We start from the raw sequence: 20,204 nt of genomic DNA, 5'->3' as shown, positions 1-20,204 counted from the left end.
TCTATGAATCAGAATGAACTCATCTGCTGGGATGAAGGGGGAGAGTCACGCTCAGCAATGTGGCATTCTGAAAATGGGATAGCGGCTCACAAGCGCATTAGGCTTGCAGACGACACGATGACAGCTGACGAAGCCTATCGCTTGGCCTGTGAGGGCACGGCCCTGCTTTGGAGAGGTGATTTTCAGAATGCCCGTCAGCTCTTACAGGCTTTGATTAGGAGGGTTGATAAGCCTTCAAAAAAATCCAAGCGCTTAGGTAAAAGATCGGATAAATCTGCTAATCTTGCCCCTCAAAAAACACCATTAGATTTATTTAATCAGCACCGCTTGATGCAATCTCAGCGTGCACGGGTCTTGGGAATGCTATTAATTCCATGTAATCCAGACCACACGATTTCTTTGAGGCGCGCTCCAGATGTTGTTTTGGCTTGTTCGGAGGCTTATGGCCATACCACTGAACCCTATGTCATTTCGTTGCGTGAGCTCTTAGGAGTGATTAGTGCGCATGAATGGCGTAAACATGGTTTGCCAGTACTTGCTGATAGCTCTGGAGAGCCTATTGTTGTTCATCCCCATTACGGTGTTTTCTCCCCGATTCGTGGTGAATACCTTGAGTTAGTTTGTAATGCGCCATTACCAAATGCTTTAGATGGAAACTCTATTGCCTTTGACATTGGTGTTGGCACAGGCGTGTTATCTGTGATTCTAGCAATGCGAGGTGTGCAGAAAATTGTTGCTACTGATCTTGATGAAAGAGCGCTCATCTGCGCTGCTGAGAATATTCAAAGGCTCAATTTGGATCATCAAGTAGAAGTTGCGAAAGCGAATTTATTTCCAGAAGGAAAAGCAGCTTTAGTGGTGTGCAACCCTCCCTGGCTGCCTGCAAGACCAAGCTCTAGGCTAGAACATGCGGTGTATGACCCAGATAGCCAAATGCTCAAGGGCTTCTTAATGAGTTTAAAAAATCACTTATTGGATCAGGGTGAAGGTTGGCTCATTCTGTCGGATTTAGCAGAGCATTTGGGTATGCGTACCCGCAAACAACTACTCGATTGGATTGAGCAAGCTGGCCTGCAGGTATTGGGTCACATCGATACTAAGCCCAAGCACAGTAAGGCATTTGATGAATCCGACCCATTGTATTTTGCGAGATCTGCTGAGACTACTTCCTTGTGGCGCTTAGGTATTCGCTAGAAGCTTCAAAGAAGAACTTTTCACAGTTATTATTTTGCAAATAACTGAGTCGGATCTTCGAAGGCCTTAAATTCCAAGGCATTACCAGCAGGATCCAAGAAGAACATCGTTGCTTGTTCGCCTACTTGCCCTTTAAAGCGAATTTGTGGCTCGATGATGAATTGAATGCCACTGTTACGTAATCGATCAGCAAGCGCATTCCAATCTGCCATGGTCAATACGACACCAAAATGTTTTACGGGAACTTGATGACCATCAACCTGATTTGCGGCTGTAGTGCCGCATTCTTCTGGAGCCAAGTGGGCAACAATTTGGTGGCCATAAAAATCAAAATCGATCCATTCATCAGAACTTCTTCCTTCGGGACAACCTAAGGTCTTTCCATAAAATGCGCGAGCTGCCTCTAGGTCATTAACTGGAAAAGCAAGGTGAAAGGGCTGGATCGTTGGCATAAAGGTCCTGATTGGTTAGTTTGTTATCAAATGGGGCGCTAGAAAGTCAATTAAGTCAAAGTTTAGTATATTTACTCTATCAAAATAATGATTCATCAAAGAGATAAAAAGAGACATTTACTGCTTTCCAATAGAGCACTACTTTTGGTTTGAGTAAATCCATTATTGCCTAGAACAAAGAAAATATCTGATGACTGAAAAGAAAAATAAACAGATCCCTGAGAGCGGTCTTCGCAAGGGTTTAACGAGTTATGGCGATAAAGGCTTCTCATTGTTTTTGCGTAAAGCATTTATTAAAGGGGCGGGCTATACCAACAGCGCATTAGAGAGGCCTGTGATTGGGATTATTAATACGGGTAGCGCATACAATCCTTGTCACGGAAATATGCCCCAGTTAATCGAAGCGGTGAAGCGTGGCGTGATGTTGGCTGGTGGTCTGCCCATGGATTTTCCAACGATTTCGATTCATGAGAGTTTTGCAGCGCCAACCAGTATGTATTTGCGCAACTTGATGTCGATGGATACCGAAGAAATGCTACGCGCACAACCGATGGATGCTGTAGTCATGATCGGTGGTTGCGATAAGACTGTGCCGGCTCAAATGATGGGTGCAGCTTCTGCAGGTTTGCCTGCCATTCAATTAATTACCGGATCGATGTTGACGGGTTCACATCGTAGTGAACGAGTTGGTGCATGCACTGACTGCCGCCGTTATTGGGGTAAGTTCCGTGCTGGCGAAATTGATGAAGTAGAAAAAGATGAGGTCAATGATCAATTGGTTGCCAGTGTGGGAACCTGTTCTGTCATGGGCACCGCTAGCACCATGGCATGTATCTCAGAGGCGCTAGGCATGACAGTGCCAGGTGGCGCCACTCCACCCGCCGTGACTGCTGACCGCATCCGAATTGCCGAGGAGACTGGTGCGCGCGCTGTACAAATGGCTAAAGATGGTTTAACGATCGATCAGGTATTGACTGCAGATGCCTTTGAAAATGCCATGCGCGTTTTACTGGCGATTGGTGGTTCAACAAACGGCATTGTTCACTTAGCAGCTATCGCTGGTCGTATGGGTCTGGAGATTGATTTAGAGGCTCTCGATCAAATGGGTAATGAAACCCCTGTGCTCGTTGACCTGAAGCCATCGGGCGACCATTACATGGAAAATTTTCATGATGCTGGTGGTATGACTACCTTGCTGCGTGAGTTAAAGCCATTATTAAAGCTCGATGCTATGACAGTTACCGGTCGTACCTTGGGTGAGGAAATTGATGCTGCTCCACCCAGCTTTAAGCAGGATGTGGTGCGCCCATTCAATAACCCAATTTATCCACGGGGCAGTATTGCTGTATTGCGCGGCAATTTAGCGCCTGGTGGTGCGATTATCAAACAGTCTGCAGCAAATGAAAAACTCATGGAGCATGAAGGGCGCGCCGTTGTTTTTGAAAATGCAGAAGATCTCGCCAATCGCATCGACAGTCCCGATTTGGATGTCACTGCAGACGATATTTTGGTTTTAAAGAATATTGGTCCAAAAGGGGCGCCCGGCATGCCTGAGGCGGGCTATATTCCGATTCCATTGAAATTAGCGCGCGCAGGCGTAAAAGATATTGTGCGTATCTCAGATGGCCGTATGAGTGGCACTGCATTCGGAACGATTGTGTTGCACGTAACACCAGAGGCTGCAGTGGGCGGGCCATTAGCCTATGTACAAAATGGGGATCGCATTCGCTTAAGTGTCAAAAATCGCGAGATCAGCTTATTAATTCCTGATGAAGAGCTAGCTCAGCGTGCAAAAGCAAATCCAGTGATTGAACCTACTGCAGAGCGTGGCTATCTCAAGCTGTTTTTAGATACCGTTACACAAGCCGATAAAGGTGTCGACTTTGATTTCTTAAGAGCGGTGAAGATGGTGGGTAAAACGCCGAAGCGTTAATGAAATTAGGGTGAATTAAAAAATGGAATCAAAGAAAAACGCCACCCATTGAGGTGGCGTTGGTCTATCAAGCAAAGCAATTTACTTCATAATGATGGAGACGGTGTCTACTTAACCCAAAGATATTTCTTGAGAGGCTTTGGGTCTTCCTAAGTAGCCACGTCCTTGTTGTTAAGAGGCCGCCAAAGCAAAAATCGGCAATAAGTCCCAGCTTATCCGTACTCCATAAATATCTAACGTTACTTTACCAACCTATACCTCTTAGGGCTAATCACGCACTGTGCATGGGGAAGCAACTTAAAAGGAGAATTAATGAAGACTGGATTTGCAGACCCCTATGTTAAAAACCTGCGTGCTGCGGGCAGGTATACAGACTTGGTTTCAACAGGCTTAAATCTAAACATTAGGAAGAATGGCGGCAAGTACTGGGTATTCCGTTATTTATTGGCTGGGAGGCGTCGAGACCGATCGTTGGGCGTCTACCTGAGGTAAGTCTTAAAGTGGCGCGTAAGAGAGCTGTAGCCTGCCGTCATGAGTTATCTCAAGGCGTTTAAAACGTTGTTGTCTTAATCCTGCAGCTTGTAAATATTCTACCTGTAGGTACTATGGCACAACCCCTCCCTAAAGCATAAGGAATATAAAAGGTGAGATTCATCCACAATACGCCAATGGTTTTTATACAAAAGAGGCCAAAGCCGAGTTCAGCGCAAAAAATTTAATGCTCAGATACTTAACCGACTTAGGCAGCCACTGCAATATGTTCTATGAAAAGCTTAAAACCTGAGGCCAACCCCCTTCGGGGTATACGCAGTAAGACCTAACAGGCTCAGAACAATTGGCTCTTGTGGTGTTTAAAAAAACGCAGTCAAGTAAATGGGTTGACAAATTGTTATCCGTAGTGGTCTTTTGTCATACCCAGCATGCTAACAATATTAGGATCATGATTAAGCGGGAGCTCATGAAATTTCTTTCCCTCATGAAGTTTAGCTGCAATAAAAACGGATTCCGCCCTTTCAGTAAAGCCGCCTAGAGAACCCCAGTGAGTCTCATACGGAGGTAAATTTGCCCATGGATGCATTTCTGAACATAGCTGTTTTAGCCACTTACTCATGGATTGAAATTCTTCTCTTGGTAGCAAATATGTTTGATACAAGGTTAGCGGTTTATTTAAAAAAATTTCGGAACCATAGCTTTTGTCGAAAAATTTGTTAAAACTTTCTAAAAGAAATCCCCAATCTCGTTTCTCAGAAAATGCCAACGGATGAAATTTTCCTTGAGCATCCATAATATTTCCAACGCTCATTCCATATAAGCTCTCGGATGAATATGGTGCATTTTTTAAGCTCCGAATTAATTTTGATGCTCTAGGCGTCCATACCATATCATATTGACAAACCCCAATTAAATCAGCATCACCATATAATTCATTTTCTTCAACATGAACATAACAAGAAGTCTCACAGAATCCTCTAGCTTGGATTTCTGGGTGGAATAATTTTAATTTGTTCTCTAAAATTAGATTTGGATAATTTTTCAAATCTAATTCATTACCATTAATCCTCTTCTGATACTTCTCATTAACAGCATACAAAGAAAAGATTGATAAATAATCATCTTTTTCAAAATGCCTAAAAATAAATTCATCTATGTTTTTATGGAAGACACAAAATATTTTTATATTCATAAAAATTAACCTGATTTAGCTTGATTAAATATATCAATAAGTTTTTTAACAGCAACAGACCATGAGAAATTTTTTCCTATAAATTGCTGAGCAAAACTATTGTTTAATCTGCTTGCCTTGCCCTCAATTAGAAGTGAAAGCTGCTCTATCAGACTATCGAGTGAAGGTTTTAGCTCGGTTGTGTTGCCTGTTTTGTATAAGACGCTCTCAATATGTAATGCGAATGATTCATGAAAATAATCATCAGTTGAGCCACCTTTGGTAATTACTATTGGCGTACCGCTAGCAGCTGCTTCTAGAGGTGTCAAATTGAAACCCTCAGCCCTATATGGAGATACATAACAATCTGCCGCTCCATACAACCCATTTAATTGGCTTTGAGTTAAATTATCTGACATGGAGATAATTGATTTAGAAATATTTTCAGATGCCAGCTTAGGATTTTGTTGGTAAAGACCAGTCAATACATCACGAATGCGGATGCCATAAAGATTGCTAGAGTCTTTTAGAGCAAGTTTTAAGTGGGGGTATTTTGTCTTTAGTGTAGCAAATGCCGCTATCAAAATATCGATACCCTTATTTGGCGTCATAGCGCCCAAGGAGAGAATCAGAAAGTCTTCATCAGATACCTTTAGAGCATCTCTAAACTGTTTTCGCCTCAAATCAGAAAGCGGCTTGTAAATTTTTTGGTTGACACCATGCGGCACCACTACGACTCTAGATTCATCAAATCCAGCTTTTAAAAAGCCAATCTTTGACCAATTGGAGGGAGTGACCACTGTAAGACTACGATTATTGATGCCCTCTTGCAGTCTATCTTCATAAATATAACCATCTATATTTTGTAACTCAGACGTCCCAAATACAAATAATTTTTCACTTTGAGCTGGATAAAGTCTATAAGGAAAGCTAATTCTATAAGTTATGTCTTGTTTTTGAGTAAAGTCCGCAGCTTGTATTGAGGCAATTTTTTGCTTATCGCTCTCCTCGAACCCAGAGTTATTGTCAATTAAATTCCATTTTTCATCGTAAAAAGGTAGGTCCAGGTGTTGCAATTCCAAACCCATCCCTTTCATTTCCAGTAGCTGGTATTGATTGACCATTGCATAAGAATGATTAATACCTCGCCAACCCTCAATCAAAATTTTCTTTTTAGTCATTGGGTAATGATAGTCAAATTACTCCACTCAGGACTATTGAGGCCATATAAGCCTGCGTATGATGGACATTGCTTCAAAAAATTCAGAATCCTTTAAGCAAAATAGGGTAAAGAGGTTATCTGCATGGGACCCAAAAAACCTCATTGGATGGGGGTCGGTTTCTGGAAAATGCTAAAGGGGTCTTCCAATGCATGAATTTATGAGAAAAGATAGCCTTGATTTAAAACACGTTGAGTTCGCTGACCAGAGTGTGGTTTAAAGAGTGGCCTTGTGGGGAAGAAGTAGAAAAGGGCCCGAAGGCCCTTAATCTATTGACAAAATGGTGGAGTCGGCGGGAATCGAACCCGCGTCCGCAAATCCTCTACAACAAGTTCTACATACTTAGTCATATCATTTAATTTAGCCTGCTAGTCACAGATTGACATGTTCCACGCAAGCGATTCACTAAATTTTCGTACTACCCCTCGTGACGCGAGATAGTCTTATCTCTTGTATATGACCCTGATGTAGCTTGCGCTACCTGACCCAAGAGAGAATCAGTTCAGGGGCAACCGCAATTAAGCGGCTAGTGCGTAACGTTCGTCGTTAGCAGTTATTACATTCCCATTGATTTACGAGATAACGGGTCCTCGGTATGCCCTTGATGCTTTGTAATCCACGTCGAAACCATGTCGACCCCAGAGTTCATGCATAAGAATCTCTATTTTAAGGCCGATACTCTTAAATTGCTCAATATCTTTAAGAATGTGCTTTAAGCCCTATTGGGGAAGATGATTTCTAGTAGCTCTAGTGGATGGCGCACGAGGTAATCAGCGCCCCAGGCCTCGGGTGGCTCATCGCAACCACAGTAGCCATAGGCTGCTGCGATCGTTTGCATGCCAGCTGCTTTACCTGCCACGATGTCCCTAATGTCATCACCAACATAGACTGACTTACTGGGATCAATATTGGCCATTCTGGCGGCGTGCAGAATAGGTTCAGGGTGTGGCTTAGAGTAGGGTGTGGTGTCACCAGAAACCGTGGAGATCGCTCTCTGGCGAAGTCCCATGAGATCTGTCAGTGGGTTGGTGAAGCGTTCACTCTTGTTGGTAACAATGCCCCAAGGCAGCTTTGCTTGATCTAATTGATCGAGTAAATGATTGACGCCGTCAAAAATGACGCTGTCAACTAGGAGCGCTTTTTCATAATTGGCAAAGAATTCATCTCGAAGCACAATGAAATCCGGGTGATCGGGATCAATTCCAAACGCACCACTAATGAGTCCGCGTGCCCCAGCGGAGGCGCGTGGTCTTAATACTTCATATGCTTTAGGACTCAGCTTACGTGCCACCAGTAGTTTGTTTGCTGCTGCTACGAGATCTGGAGCAGTATCGGCAAGGGTGCCATCTAAATCAAAGAAGACTCCGCTAAATGGACTGACTTGCGCCACATTCATTTGCGTACCGCAATCATGTAGTTCACATCCACATCGTCACCGAGGCTATAGACTTGGGTCAGTGGGTTGTAGCTCATTCCTTTGATGCCAATCATCTCTAGTCCAGCTTGACGGGTAAATGCCACTAACTCAGAGGGTTTGATGAATTTTGCATATTCGTGCGTACCTTTGGGAAGCAGTCTTAAGATGTATTCGGCGCCAATGATGGCGAATAAGTAGGACTTAGGGCTGCGATTCAAAGTGCTAAAAAAGAGGGTGCCACCTGGTTTGCATAGTGTTGCACAGGCTTGAACTACCGATGCAGGGTCAGGAACATGCTCGAGCATCTCCATGCAGGTTACAACGTCATACTGTTCTGGTTGCTCTTGTGCGAGTGCTTCTGCGGAAATGGAGCGATATTGCAGGCTAGCGCCCACCTCTAAAGCATGTAATTCAGCAACCTTCAGAGCCTTTTCTGATAAATCAATGCCACAAGTATCGGCCCCTGACTGCGCAATAGATTCTGCGAGGATGCCCCCGCCACAACCTACATCAAGCACTTTCTTGCCATTGAGGTCTACGTAGGACTTAATCCAGTCCAAGCGAAGTGGATTAATGGCATGCAGGGGCTTAAATTCGCTATTGGGATCCCACCAGCGGTGGGCTAGGGCGCTAAATTTAGCGATTTCAGATTGATCGACGTTCATAAGCGTTAAACCATGGGTAATGCGGGTTAGATGAATTACGAATATAGCGGAAATAAAAAAGCCCGCTAGAAGCGGGCTTTTTTACAAGTAAAAAGAATTACTTAACTTTAGCTGTACCAACAACTTCGATGTCAGTACGGCGGTTCTTAGCGCGGCCTTCAGCAGTTGCATTGCTTGCAACTGGATTGCTCTTGCCTTTAGATTCTGTGTAGATACGGCTACCGTCAACACCTTTGCTTACCAAGTAAGTTTTAACGGACTGAGCACGACGCTGACCGAGAGCCATGTTGTAAGCATCAGTACCAATGCTATCAGTGTTACCAACAGCAATAATGACTTCCAACTTGATTTTGCTCAAGTCTTTAGCGATTTTGTCCAAAGTAGCTTTACCTTCTGGCTTCAAATCAGATTTATTGAAGTCATAGAGTGTGTCAGCTTGCAAAGTGATCTTGCTTTGGCTTACACCTGATTTGGCAGCTTTCTTAGGAGCTAACCAGCCATCGCAACCAGGAGATGCAGTTGCAGGTGTCCAGCTGTTATCGCGCCAGCACAATGTGCCGTCGCCGTTTTTCCAGTTCAAGCCAGCGCTGTTTACCCAGTTATCAGAAGCCATGGCTGCAGATGCAGAAACGGTAACAACAGAAGCGAGCAACACTTTTAGGGTTTTGTTCATTTTTAGTCCTCAAAAATCTCTTTTTTAATTAAAGTCAAACTTAAATGTAATTCGCCCTACTTTGAAGCAAAAAACCGCAAAGCGACACATCTCAATTTCGTACAAACTGACAGAATCTTAGCATAGGGGCCATCAGTCATCAAAATGATATTATTTCTAAATGGAACAAGCCGCTAAAGAAACACTACCAATATCCCTCGAAGACGAAATGCGGCGGTCCTATTTGGACTACGCAATGAGCGTCATTGTCGGCAGAGCCCTGCCAGACGTACGTGACGGCCTCAAACCGGTTCATCGCCGGGTCTTATTTGCGATGTATGAATTAAACAACGATTGGAACCGTGCTTACAAAAAATCTGCCCGTATAGTTGGCGATGTGATCGGTAAATACCATCCGCATGGCGATTCTGCGGTGTATGACACGATTGTTCGTATGGCCCAGGACTTCTCTCTGCGCTATATGCTGGTTGACGGGCAGGGTAACTTTGGCTCTGTAGACGGCGATAACGCTGCTGCAATGCGGTATACCGAGATTCGCCTTCGTAAGATCGCCCATGAGTTATTGGCTGATTTGGACAAGGAAACCGTGGATTTCGGGCCTAACTACGATGGTAGTGAGAAGGAACCCCTGATTCTTCCTGCAAAAGTGCCTAATTTGCTGATTAACGGTAGCTCAGGCATTGCGGTGGGTATGGCGACCAATATCCCCCCTCACAACCTAGATGAGGTGGTTTCGGCCTGTTTACATGTCCTTCATAACCCAGAGTGCACGATTGATGAGCTCATTGAGATCATCCCGGCGCCAGATTTCCCGACTGCCGGCATTATTTATGGTGTTCAAGGGGTTCGGGAGGGGTATCGCACAGGTCGTGGCCGTGTGGTGATGCGTGCTAAGACCCATTTTGAAGATATTGATAAGGGCGCGCGTCAGGCCATCATCGTTGATGAGTTGCCATACCAAGTAAATAAAAAGAATTTACTCGAACGTATTGCTGAGTTGGTTAACGAGAAAAAAGTAGAAGGTATCTCTGATCTGCGTGATGAGTCTGATAAGTCAGGTATGCGAGTAGTGATTGAACTCAAGCGTGGTGAAGTACCAGAGGTTGTTTTGAATAATCTCTATAAGAGCACTCAACTGCAAGACAACTTCGGCATGAACATGGTGGCCTTGGTGGATAACCAGCCACGCTTGCTGAACTTGAAGCAAATGCTCGAGTATTTCTTACAGCATCGTCGTGAAGTGGTAACACGTCGTACGATTTTTGAATTACGCAAAGCACGTGAGCGTGGTCATGTCTTAGAAGGCTTGGCAGTTGCATTGGCAAATATCGATGAATTTATTGCCATCATTAAAGCTGCAGCAAACCCAGTGATTGCTAAGTCAGAATTGATGAGCAAGGCATGGGATTCTTCCATGGTGCGTGAGATGTTGGCTCGTGCGGAGACGGATACCCCTGGTGGTCGTAATGCTTACCGTCCTGAAGGTTTATTACCTGAATACGGTATGCAGACAACAGGCCTCTATCGCTTGTCTGATAGCCAAGCACAAGAAATTTTGCAGATGCGTTTGCAACGCTTGACTGGCCTTGAGCAAGACAAGATTGTGAATGAGTACAAAGATGTCATGGCGGAGATTTCTGACCTTCTTGATTTGCTTGCTAAGCCAGAGCGTGTCACTCAAGTCATCGAGTCTGAATTGAAAGAAGTACAAGCCGAGTTTGGTATTGCCGGTGGTGACTCAGGTCGTCGTTCATTCATTGAAATGAATGCCACCGAGTTGTTCACAGAAGATTTGATCACTCCACAAGACATGGTGGTCACACTTTCTAACACGGGTTACATGAAGAGTCAGCCTCTGAGTGAATACCGTGCGCAAAAACGTGGCGGTCGCGGCAAACAAGCTGCAGCTACCAAGAATGAAGATTGGATTGAAACGCTCTTCGTTGCGAATACGCACGACATCATTCTGTGCTTCTCTGATCGTGGACGGATGTACTGGCTCAAAGTGTGGGAAGTCCCCCAAGGAAGTCGCAACTCACGCGGTAAGCCAATCGTCAATATGTTCCCGCTGATTGAAGGCGAAAAGATTACGGTGATTCTCCCGATCAAGGGCTATCAAGATGATCATTACGTCTTTATGGCAACCAGTTTGGGTACAGTGAAGAAGACACGCTTGTCCGACTTCTCTAATCCTCGTAAGGCCGGAATTATTGCGGTTGATTTGAATGAGAATGACTTCTTGGTAGGCGCAGCAATTACCGATGGTCAGCATGATGTGATGCTCTTCTCTGATGCTGGTAAAGCAGTGCGCTTTGATGAGAACGATGTGCGCCCAATGGGTCGTACAGCACGCGGCGTACGCGGTATGAACTTGGGTGAAGGTCATCAAGTGATTGCGATGTTGGTTGCTCCAGCTGAAGCTGCCGAAGGTGCTGAAGCAGTTGTCGTAGATGCAAATGGCCTCGCTATTCCAAGCAGCGTATTGACTGCAACCGAGAATGGCTTTGGTAAACGTACTCCAATTGGTGAATACACTCGCCATGGTCGTGGTACTAAAGGCATGATTGCAATTCAGACAACTGAGCGTAACGGTAAAGTAGTTGCTGCTGCTTTGGTTTCTCCTGAAGATCAAATCATGTTGATTACGACTGGTGGCATCTTAGTGCGCACGCGCGTTTCTGAGATTCGTGAAATGGGTCGCGCTACTCAAGGCGTCACCTTAATCAACGTCGATGAAGGCACTCGTTTATCTGGCTTACAGCGGATTGCTGAGAGTGATTCTGATGATGAGAATGATTTGGATGATGGTGAAGAGGGCGGGGATGTAGCCGCTGATCCAGCAGTTGACTCCAGTTCTGATGAAGCTGGTGATGCCTAATTGGCATTCATTTAAGGTTAACTAACTCATCATGACGTTTGACCGCCGCATTTTCAATTTCGCTGCGGGGCCTGCTACCTTGCCTGAAGAGGTATTAAAGCAGGCTGCTGCAGAGATGTTGAATTGGCAAGGCTTGGGCGCCAGCGTCATGGAAGTCAGTCATCGCGGCAAAGAGTTCATGGCTCTTTACGAAGAGGTATTGCAAGACTTACGCTCCTTGATGAGTATTCCTGACACCTATGAAATCTTGATGCTTCAAGGTGGTGGTTTGGGTCAGAATGCTGCCATTCCAATGAATCTCATGCCCTTAGCCAAGAATGGCCCTAAAGCCGATTTCTTAGTGACTGGTATCTGGTCTGAAAAGTCCTATAAAGAAGCAGAAAAATATGGTGTTGCCCATCTAGCAGCATCTTCTGCAGCTGAAAAATTTAATACGATTCCAGCACGCTCTACTTGGCAACTATCAGATGATGCTGCCTATGTGCATTACTGTGCCAATGAAACCATTGGTGGCGTAGAGTTTCCAGACGTGCCTGATGTCAATGGCAAGTTATTGGTCGCAGATATTTCGAGCAATATTCTTTCCAAAGAAATGGATGTCACAAAATGTGGCGTTTGGTTTGGTGGGGCGCAAAAAAATATTGGACCTTCTGGCGTAACGATTGTGATCGTGCGCAAAGATTTGATGGGTCATAGCATGAGGATTACTCCTTCGATTTGGGATTGGTCTAAGCAAGCGGCAACAGACTCCATGTTGAACACACCGCCAACTTTTTCGATTTATATGGCTGGCCTTGGATTTAAATGGCTGTTAAAGCAAGGCGGCGTCAAAGTCATCGAGCAGCGCAATCAAGAAAAAGCGGAATTGCTCTACAACTTCTTGGATCAAAGTAGTTTGTATGAGAATCGAGTCCCCGCAGAATATCGCTCCCGCATGAACGTCACTTTCTTCCTGAAAGATGAGCATTTAAATGCTCAGTTCTTGGAGCAATCTAATGCAGCAGGATTAGTTGCTCTGCGTGGTCACAAGGCTGCTGGCGGTATGCGTGCCAGTATTTACAACGCAATGCCGATTGAAGGTGTTAAGGCCTTAGTCGAATTTATGCGTGACTTTGAAAGGCGTGCTTAATGAGCTCTCAAGACCAGGGTACAGAAGAACAGCGCTTGGCGCCTATTCGCGAAAAAATTGACTCACTCGATGCTCAAATCTTAGATTTGCTGACTCAGCGCGCTAAAGCTGCGCAAGAGGTTGGTCATATTAAAGGTGGGTTTTCATCGCCGGTATTTAGACCAGAGCGTGAGCGTCAAGTTGTTGCGCGCTTACAAGAGCTGAGCAAGGGTCCACTCTTACCCGATGGTATTGCTGCAATTTGGCGCGAGGTGATGTCAGCTTGCCGCGCCTTAGAGGCTCGGCAGACGATTGCGTATCTCGGACCAGTGGGAACATTTTCAGAGCAGGCGGCACAAACGTATTTTGGCCACTCGATTGCAGGCTTGCCTTGCAATAGTCTTGATGAAGTGTTTAAGGCTGTTGAAAAGGGCGCCGCCCAATTTGGCGTTGTCCCCGTTGAGAACTCTAGTGAAGGTGCCATTTCTCGTACTTTAGATTTGCTCTTAGATTCTCCAATGCGTATTAGTGGTGAAGTGGTGCTACCTATTCGACACCACTTACTGACCAAGAGTGGTAATTTAGACGGGGTTACAACCGTATGTGCCCATGCTCAAGCTTTAGCGCAATGTCAGCAATGGTTAAGTGTGCATACTCCTCAATTAAAGCGTCAGGCAGTGAGCAGTAATGCTGAAGCGGCTCGCATGGCATCGATTGACTCAACTTTAGCGGCGATTGCAGGTGATCCAGCACAGGAGGCTTACGGTCTGCAGCAAGTGGCTGCCCAGATTCAGGATGATCCCCATAACCGCACGCGTTTTGTTGTAGTTGGAACGTATGAATGTCAGCCTACCGGCGCAGATCAAACCTCTTTGGTATTGTCGGTTGATAACCAGCCTGGTGCAGTACATCGTCTACTAGAGCCTTTGGCTAAGCATGGCGTTTCCATGAATCGTTTTGAATCTCGTCCAGCGCGTAAGGGCACATGGGAATATCACTTTTATATTGATGTTGCAGGTCATGCGGCAGATGCAAAAGTAGCCAAAGCATTGGAAGAATTAAAAACAACTGCCGCTTTTTACAAAAACCTCGGCTCCTATCCCCATTCAGCATGACATCTAAATCTCCTATTGGTTTAAAGCATATTCAAGCGATAGCGCCTTATGTCGGTGGACGTCCGATTAGTGAAGTGGCGCGTGAATATGGCTTAGATGAGAGCAAGATTGTGAAATTGGCTTCCAATGAAAATCCATTGGGCATGCCAAAGTCTGCCCAAGACGCTATGCTCAAGGCGGCATCTGATTTAGGTCGTTATCCAGACTCCAATGGGTTTGAGCTCAAGAATGTATTGTCTGCGCGCCTCGGTGTTCCAACAGATTGGATTACCTTAGGTAACGGCAGTAATGACATTTTGGAATTGGCTGCGCGCGCGGTTGCTCAAGCTGGTGATGAAGTCATCTTCTCGAAACACGCTTTTGCGGTTTATCCATTGGCAACACAGGCTGTTGGGGCTAAAGCAGTTGAAGTTGCTGCCACTAATCACTTTGGCCATGATTTACCTGCGATGTTGGAGGCGGTGAAGGCTTCTGGTGATAAAGCTAAGCTGGTATTTGTAGCTAATCCCAATAATCCTACAGGCAGTTACTTGGGAGCAAAAGAGATTGAAGCATTTTTGGCGGCATTGCCAGCACATGTCGTAGTGGTTTTGGACGAAGCGTATAACGAATATTTAACCCCTGAGCAGCAATATGATGCGGTAGCTTGGGTGAAGCGTTTTCCCAATATGATTTTGTCGCGAAGCTTTTCAAAAGCGTACGGCCTCGCTGGTTTGCGAATTGGTTATGGTGTAGCTCAGCCCGCTTTGACTGATCTACTCAATCGCATTCGTCAGCCATTTAACGTAAATAGCCTTGCGCAAGCTGCAGCAATTGCAGCGTTTCAAGATCATGAATTTTTAAAGCAAGGTTTTGAGCTCAATCGGGCTGGCTTTGCTCAGTTAACTGAGGCATTTGATGTGCTTGGATTAACTTACCTCCCATCGGCAGGCAACTTTGTATTGGTAAAAGTTGGTGAGGACGATGGTGCTGGTGCTCGTATCAATTTAGAGTTACTGAAGCGCGGCATTATTGTTCGCCCAGTGGGTAACTATGGCTTGCCACAGTGGTTGCGTATCTCCATTGGCTTACCAGAAGAGAATGCTGCCTTTATTGCCGCCCTCCAAGAGATTTTGGCGAAGTAGCCATTCAAGAAAAATAGATAAACTCAATTAGCCAATGTCCATTATTAACCCCTCTAGCAACTACGGTACCGTCACGATTGTTGGTGTTGGTCTGATTGGCGCCTCTTTGGGTTTGGCTCTCAAGCAAGCTGGTGTGGTCAATAAAGTATTGGGTGTTGGACGTAGTGCGCAGAATCTAGATCAAGCCCTCAAGATGGGCGCGATTGATGCAGTGGTCGATTTGGTTGAGGGTACAAAACAATCTGATGTGATTGTCTTGTGTGTACCGGTTGCTCAAATGCGCACTGCTTTTGAAGTCATCGAGCCACACTTAGAGCCCCGGACTATGTTGACAGATGCTGGCAGTACCAAGGGTGATGTGATTTTGGCTGCGAAGGAAGTATTGGGTAAGAAAGCTTGTCAGTTTGTACCAGCACACCCTATTGCTGGTGGTGCACAACATGGTGCGAGCGCTGCTAAAGCCGATCTCTTTGTCGGTAAGCAAACGATTCTGTGTCCTCTGCAAGAAAACTCTCCGCAAGATACCGATCTCATTGAAGGCTTTTGGCAGTCAGTTGGTTCTATCGTTAAAAAGATCTCTTGCGTGCAGCACGATGCGATCTATGCAGCGGTTTCTCATTTGCCGCATATTCTGTCTTATGCATTAATGGCAAGCGTAGTGAATTCTGAAGATGCTGATCAAAAGCTCAGTCATGTGGGTGCAGGCTTTAAAGACTTCACCCGCATTGCGGCTTCAAGTCCAGAAATGTGGCGTGATATTTGCTTAGGCAATCGCACCGCGGTCCTCAAAGAGTTGGATCAATATCTACTGATTGTTAATCACATGCGTAAGTTGATTGCTGAGAATGATGGTGTCGGCCTAGAGAAGTTGTTTAATAAAGCCAGCAAAGCCCGTCAAGATTTGGATGGTCTTTGATGAGTGGTTTGCCTGAGATCCAGATTGGTCCATTTAAGCGAGCCCAGGGCTCGATTGTCTTGCCAGGATCAAAGAGTATTTCGAATCGCGCCTTGTTATTGGCTGCTTTATCTTCAGGTACAACAACTCTCAAAAATTTATTGGATGCTGATGACACTCAAGTGATGCGTAATGCCTTGCGTCAGCTGGGCTTAACAGTTACTGACAAAGCTGATAAGGTCTGCGTGGTTGAGGGTTGTGGCGGCAAGTTCCCAGTCCAAGATGCCGATCTTTTTATGGGTAATGCGGGAACAGCAATTCGTCCGCTCACGGCAGCGCTTGCAATGCAGGGTGGTAACTATCGTCTATCTGGCGTGCCTCGCATGCATGAACGTCCTATTCGGGATTTAGTTGATGGATTGCGTCAAGTGGGCGCGAAGATTGATTACGAATTACAAGCAGGTTATCCGCCCATCAAGATTATTGCCGCTGATATTGATATCAAAGATGTGGTGAAGGTCCGTGGCGATGTCTCAAGTCAATTCTTAACCGCCTTGTTGATGGCTTTGCCCTTGGTGGCAAAAGAGCCTGTCAAGATTGAAGTGATTGGTGAGTTGATTTCTCGTCCATACATCGACATTACCTTGAAGTTAATGGCAAGATTTGGAGTGACAGTGGCTTGCCCCGATGCGCAGTCATTTGTAATTCCTGCCAAAACTACTGATGTCGTTTATCAAAGTCCTGGAACTCTTTCTGTTGAGGGTGATGCATCTTCAGCTTCTTACTTCTTGGCGCTTGGCGCCATTGGTGGTGGACCGGTACGCGTCTTGGGTGTTGGTAGCGAGAGTATTCAGGGCGACGTTGCTTTTGCTGATGCGTTAGCGTTAATGGGTGCCAAGATTACTGCCGGTGAGGATTGGATTGAGGTTGCTGGTGTAAAGAATGCCAATGGCAAACTCAATGGCATCACAATGGATTGCACAGAAATTCCGGATGCCGCGATGACGCTCGCTGTTGCTGCATTGTTTGCAGAGGGTCCAACCCGCTTAAACAATATTGCCAGTTGGCGCGTAAAAGAAACCGATCGGATTGCAGCGATGGCAAACGAGTTGAAGAAGATCGGTGCTGTTGTGGAAGAGGGCGCTGACTACATCGTGGTTCAGGCGCCTACATCACTTGCTGATTGGAAGTCGCCAAGCGAAGGTATTGATACTTATGATGACCATCGCATGGCAATGTGTTTCTCATTGGCTGCTTTTGGCCCCAATGCGCTAAAGATCAATGATCCCAATTGCGTTGCCAAAACCTTCCCCACTTACTTCGCTGAATTTGCAAAGATTGTTGCCTGAGAATTGCTTTTTATGAACTTACCCCCAGTGATTGCCATTGATGGACCTACCGCCTCTGGCAAAGGTACGGTCGCCTCTTTGGTGGCGGAACAATTGGGTTTTCACTATCTGGATAGTGGCGCCCTATATCGTTTGGTCGCTCTGGGAAGTCAAAAAGCAGGAGTTGACCCCAAAAATGGCCCAGAACTGGGTATTTTGGCCAAAAAACTGGTGATTTCCTTCAAAAATGGTCAAATTTTGCTTAATTTTGAGGATGTGACTGATGCTATTCGTACAGAGGAGATTGGATTACTTGCTTCTGCAATTGCAGTGCATCCCGAGGTAAGGCAGGCTTTGGTGGGTGTTCAGCATGGTTTTCGAATAACTCCCGGCTTAGTGGCGGATGGCAGAGATATGGCGAGTGTCATATTCCCAGATGCGGTTTTGAAGGTTTTCTTGACGGCAACAGCGCAAGCAAGGGCAGAACGTCGGTATAAGCAATTGATAGCTAAGGGAATTTCTGCTAAACTAGACGACTTGCTGCATGATTTGCAGGAGCGTGATGCCAGAGACAGTAGTCGAGGTGCTGCGCCTTTGTTAGTGGCAGATGGCGCTAAAGTGCTTGAAACATCAGAATTATCGATAGATCAAGCAGTTAAGACAGTTTTAGATTGGTATCAATCCAAAATTTCTGAAGTCGCTAGAGGTGAAAGTAAGTAGTAAAGCTGTAGTTTTGGTGTCTTGAGAAACTCTACAACGCGATTTTCTAATTGAGCGTGTTTCTTGGGGCTTTTTTAACCTAACCCGTCGGGCCTTCTGGCGGCACAAAGTGAATATACATGTCTGAATCATTTGCAGAACTATTTGAAGAATCATTAACCCGATCGAATATGAAGACCGGCCAAGTTATTTCGGCTGAAGTCCTTCGCATCGACCATAACTTCGTCGTTGTTAACGCTGGCTTAAAGTCCGAAGCGTTTATTCCTGTTGAAGAATTCCATAACGACGCTGGCGAGATTGAAGTAGCTCCTGGCGATTTCGTTTCTGTTGCTATTGACGCTCTTGAGAACGGCTATGGCGACACCATCCTTTCCCGTGATAAAGCAAAACGCTTGGCATCATGGATGAACTTGGAAAAAGCACTCGAGCAAGCTGAGATCGTTACCGGTACTGTTACTGGTAAGGTTAAGGGCGGCTTGACTGTAATGGTTAACGGTATCCGTGCATTCTTACCTGGATCACTCGTTGATACACGTCCAATCAAAGACACCAGCCCTTACGAAGGTAAGACAATGGAGTTCAAGGTTATCAAGCTCGACCGTAAGCGTAACAACGTAGTGTTGTCACGTCGTGCAGTTGTTGAAGCTAGCCAAGGTGAAGAGCGTGCTAAGTTGATGTCCAACTTGAAAGAAGGCGCTGTTGTTACCGGCCTCGTTAAGAACATTACTGATTACGGCGCATTCGTGGACCTCGGTGGTATCGATGGCCTCTTGCATATTACCGATTTGGCATGGCGTCGTGTGCGTCACCCAAGCGAGATGTTGACTGTTGGTCAAGAAGTTACCGCTAAGATTTTGAAGTTCGACCAAGAGAAGAACCGTGTTTCACTCGGCGTGAAACAGCTTGGCGATGATCCATGGGTAGGTATCGCTCGTCGTTACCCACCAAATACCCGTTTATTCGGTAAGGTAACTAACCTGACTGATTACGGCGCATTCGTTGAAATCGAATCTGGTATCGAAGGTTTGGTACACGTTTCTGAGATGGACTGGACTAACAAAAACGTTGCTCCAAGCAAAGCGACTGCATTAGGAACCGAAGTTGAAGTCATGGTTCTGGATATTGATGAAGACAAGCGTCGTATCAGCTTGGGTATCAAGCAGTGCAAAGCCAATCCATGGGAAGAGTTCTCACGTGGCCAACAAAAAGGCGACAAGTTGACTGGCGCAATCAAGTCTATTACCGACTTTGGTGTGTTCATTGGCTTGCCTGGCGGCATCGACGGTTTAGTTCACCTCTCAGACCTCTCATGGAACGAGCCAGGCGAAGAAGCTGTGAAGAAATACAAAAAAGGCGATGAAGTTGAAGCTACTGTATTGGCCATTGATGTTGAGAAAGAGCGTATTTCTCTTGGTATCAAGCAATTGTCTGGCGACCCATTCAATAACTACACATCTGTCAGCGACAAGGGTAGCCTTGTAACTGGTACTGTGAAGGCTGTTGATGCTAAGGGCGCAACCATCCACTTGGCTGATGAAGTTGAAGCTTACTTACGTGCTTCTGAGATCTCAACAGATCGCGTTGAAGATGCACGCAATGTATTGAAAGAAGGCGATACCGTAACTGCAATGATTATCAATATTGATCGCAAGTCACGTGCTATTAATCTTTCAATTAAGGCAAAAGACAGCTCTGACCAACAAGATGCTATGAGCAAACTCCAAGGTGATGCGCAGTCCGGCACAACCAACTTGGGTGCTTTGTTGAAAGCGAAGTTGGATAATCAAGGCTAAATCAATATCGCCGCTTTCCATTAGGA

General features: G+C 45.5%; 16 protein-coding genes and 1 other RNA gene. 10 read left to right on the top strand and 7 right to left on the bottom strand.

Annotation, left to right across the window (positions count from 1 at the left end; all coding sequences use genetic code 11):
- Positions 1–3: 3 nt before the first annotated feature.
- Positions 4–1,194, top strand: coding sequence for a class I SAM-dependent methyltransferase (locus FD974_RS07175; protein WP_215363880.1), 1,191 nt, complete (start codon positions 4–6; stop codon positions 1,192–1,194).
- A gap of 29 nt (positions 1,195–1,223) precedes the next feature.
- Here the strand turns inward: FD974_RS07175 and FD974_RS07170 are convergent, their stop codons facing one another.
- The gene (locus tag FD974_RS07170) at positions 1,224–1,646 is read right to left on the bottom strand and encodes a VOC family protein (protein WP_215363879.1); all 423 of its coding nucleotides are present in this window, start codon (positions 1,644–1,646) and stop codon (positions 1,224–1,226) included.
- A gap of 190 nt (positions 1,647–1,836) precedes the next feature.
- Here FD974_RS07170 and FD974_RS07165 point away from each other — a divergent pair, with 190 nt between their 5' ends.
- On the top strand, positions 1,837–3,579 hold the full coding sequence (locus FD974_RS07165; RefSeq protein ID WP_215363878.1) for an IlvD/Edd family dehydratase: 1,743 nt from the start codon (positions 1,837–1,839) through the stop codon (positions 3,577–3,579).
- An 889-nt stretch (positions 3,580–4,468) separates the two neighbouring features.
- On the opposite strand, the gene FD974_RS07160 is transcribed toward FD974_RS07165, so the two are convergent.
- The 6 genes from FD974_RS07160 to ompA form a co-directional block, all read right to left on the bottom strand.
- Positions 4,469–5,263 carry a hypothetical protein gene (locus tag FD974_RS07160; protein WP_215363877.1) on the bottom strand — a complete coding sequence of 265 codons (795 nt, stop codon included), beginning with the start codon at positions 5,261–5,263 and terminating at the stop codon, positions 4,469–4,471.
- Positions 5,264–5,268: 5 nt separating this feature from the next.
- The gene (locus tag FD974_RS07155) at positions 5,269–6,423 is read right to left on the bottom strand and encodes a glycosyltransferase family 4 protein (RefSeq protein WP_215363875.1); all 1,155 of its coding nucleotides are present in this window, start codon (positions 6,421–6,423) and stop codon (positions 5,269–5,271) included.
- A 320-nt stretch (positions 6,424–6,743) separates the two neighbouring features.
- Positions 6,744–7,102, bottom strand: a transfer-messenger RNA (tmRNA) gene (gene ssrA, locus FD974_RS07150).
- Positions 7,103–7,174: 72 nt separating this feature from the next.
- Positions 7,175–7,858 (bottom strand): HAD family hydrolase, encoded by a 684-nt coding sequence (locus tag FD974_RS07145; protein WP_215363873.1) that lies wholly within the window; start codon positions 7,856–7,858, stop codon positions 7,175–7,177.
- Positions 7,855–8,544: a bifunctional 2-polyprenyl-6-hydroxyphenol methylase/3-demethylubiquinol 3-O-methyltransferase UbiG gene (gene ubiG, locus FD974_RS07140; protein WP_215363871.1), complete on the bottom strand. Its 690-nt coding sequence runs from the start codon at positions 8,542–8,544 to the stop codon at positions 7,855–7,857. The genes FD974_RS07145 and ubiG overlap by 4 nt, the downstream gene beginning before the upstream one ends.
- Before the next feature lie 97 nt (positions 8,545–8,641).
- Positions 8,642–9,217, bottom strand: a complete 576-nt coding sequence (ompA, locus tag FD974_RS07135; RefSeq protein ID WP_215363869.1) for an outer membrane protein OmpA — start codon at positions 9,215–9,217, stop codon at positions 8,642–8,644.
- A gap of 160 nt (positions 9,218–9,377) precedes the next feature.
- On the opposite strand from ompA, the gene gyrA reads away from it, so the two are divergent.
- The 8 genes from gyrA (at position 9,378) to rpsA (ending at position 20,178) form a co-directional block, all read left to right on the top strand.
- On the top strand, positions 9,378–12,095 hold the full coding sequence (gyrA, locus tag FD974_RS07130) for a DNA gyrase subunit A (protein WP_215363867.1): 2,718 nt from the start codon (positions 9,378–9,380) through the stop codon (positions 12,093–12,095).
- Positions 12,096–12,126: 31 nt separating this feature from the next.
- Positions 12,127–13,224 (top strand): 3-phosphoserine/phosphohydroxythreonine transaminase, encoded by a 1,098-nt coding sequence (gene serC / locus FD974_RS07125; RefSeq protein ID WP_215363864.1) that lies wholly within the window; start codon positions 12,127–12,129, stop codon positions 13,222–13,224.
- Complete coding sequence (gene pheA / locus FD974_RS07120) at positions 13,224–14,318, top strand: prephenate dehydratase (protein ID WP_215363862.1); 1,095 nt, start codon at positions 13,224–13,226, stop codon at positions 14,316–14,318. The genes serC and pheA overlap by 1 nt, the downstream gene beginning before the upstream one ends.
- Positions 14,315–15,442 carry a histidinol-phosphate transaminase gene (hisC, locus tag FD974_RS07115; RefSeq protein ID WP_215363860.1) on the top strand — a complete coding sequence of 376 codons (1,128 nt, stop codon included), beginning with the start codon at positions 14,315–14,317 and terminating at the stop codon, positions 15,440–15,442. Before pheA ends, hisC begins: the two co-directional genes overlap by 4 nt.
- Positions 15,443–15,476: 34 nt before the next feature.
- Positions 15,477–16,358 (top strand): prephenate dehydrogenase/arogenate dehydrogenase family protein, encoded by an 882-nt coding sequence (locus FD974_RS07110; protein ID WP_215363849.1) that lies wholly within the window; start codon positions 15,477–15,479, stop codon positions 16,356–16,358.
- An 8-nt stretch (positions 16,359–16,366) separates the two neighbouring features.
- Positions 16,367–17,686: a 3-phosphoshikimate 1-carboxyvinyltransferase gene (gene aroA / locus FD974_RS07105; RefSeq protein ID WP_215366752.1), complete on the top strand. Its 1,320-nt coding sequence runs from the start codon at positions 16,367–16,369 to the stop codon at positions 17,684–17,686.
- Positions 17,687–17,698: 12 nt separating this feature from the next.
- Positions 17,699–18,385, top strand: a complete 687-nt coding sequence (cmk, locus tag FD974_RS07100; RefSeq protein ID WP_215363846.1) for a (d)CMP kinase — start codon at positions 17,699–17,701, stop codon at positions 18,383–18,385.
- 119 nt (positions 18,386–18,504) lie between these two features.
- Positions 18,505–20,178, top strand: coding sequence for a 30S ribosomal protein S1 (gene rpsA, locus FD974_RS07095; RefSeq protein WP_215363843.1), 1,674 nt, complete (start codon positions 18,505–18,507; stop codon positions 20,176–20,178).
- Positions 20,179–20,204: the final 26 nt, after the last annotated feature.

It is taken from the genome of Polynucleobacter sp. es-EL-1, assembly GCF_018687975.1.
GTDB lineage: Bacteria > Pseudomonadota > Gammaproteobacteria > Burkholderiales > Burkholderiaceae > Polynucleobacter.
The sequence above is the reverse complement of the archived record's forward strand: the minus strand, read 5'-3'. Positions and strand labels throughout refer to the sequence as shown.

What these genes read in the sequence shown, in the direction of transcription:
- ubiG (WP_215363871.1), bottom strand. Translation starts at nt 8,544, where the DNA reads ATGAACGTCGATCAATCTGAAATCGCTAAATTTAGCGCCCTAGCCCAC.
- hisC (WP_215363860.1), top strand. Translation starts at nt 14,315, where the DNA reads ATGACATCTAAATCTCCTATTGGTTTAAAGCATATTCAAGCGATAGCG.
- pheA (WP_215363862.1), top strand. Translation starts at nt 13,224, where the DNA reads ATGAGCTCTCAAGACCAGGGTACAGAAGAACAGCGCTTGGCGCCTATT.
- FD974_RS07165 (WP_215363878.1), top strand. Translation starts at nt 1,837, where the DNA reads ATGACTGAAAAGAAAAATAAACAGATCCCTGAGAGCGGTCTTCGCAAG.
- gyrA (WP_215363867.1), top strand. Translation starts at nt 9,378, where the DNA reads ATGGAACAAGCCGCTAAAGAAACACTACCAATATCCCTCGAAGACGAA.
- FD974_RS07175 (WP_215363880.1), top strand. Translation starts at nt 4, where the DNA reads ATGAATCAGAATGAACTCATCTGCTGGGATGAAGGGGGAGAGTCACGC.
- FD974_RS07145 (WP_215363873.1), bottom strand. Translation starts at nt 7,858, where the DNA reads ATGAATGTGGCGCAAGTCAGTCCATTTAGCGGAGTCTTCTTTGATTTA.
- cmk (WP_215363846.1), top strand. Translation starts at nt 17,699, where the DNA reads ATGAACTTACCCCCAGTGATTGCCATTGATGGACCTACCGCCTCTGGC.
- FD974_RS07155 (WP_215363875.1), bottom strand. Translation starts at nt 6,423, where the DNA reads ATGACTAAAAAGAAAATTTTGATTGAGGGTTGGCGAGGTATTAATCAT.
- ompA (WP_215363869.1), bottom strand. Translation starts at nt 9,217, where the DNA reads ATGAACAAAACCCTAAAAGTGTTGCTCGCTTCTGTTGTTACCGTTTCT.
- serC (WP_215363864.1), top strand. Translation starts at nt 12,127, where the DNA reads ATGACGTTTGACCGCCGCATTTTCAATTTCGCTGCGGGGCCTGCTACC.
- FD974_RS07170 (WP_215363879.1), bottom strand. Translation starts at nt 1,646, where the DNA reads ATGCCAACGATCCAGCCCTTTCACCTTGCTTTTCCAGTTAATGACCTA.
- FD974_RS07160 (WP_215363877.1), bottom strand. Translation starts at nt 5,263, where the DNA reads ATGAATATAAAAATATTTTGTGTCTTCCATAAAAACATAGATGAATTT.
- FD974_RS07110 (WP_215363849.1), top strand. Translation starts at nt 15,477, where the DNA reads ATGTCCATTATTAACCCCTCTAGCAACTACGGTACCGTCACGATTGTT.
- rpsA (WP_215363843.1), top strand. Translation starts at nt 18,505, where the DNA reads ATGTCTGAATCATTTGCAGAACTATTTGAAGAATCATTAACCCGATCG.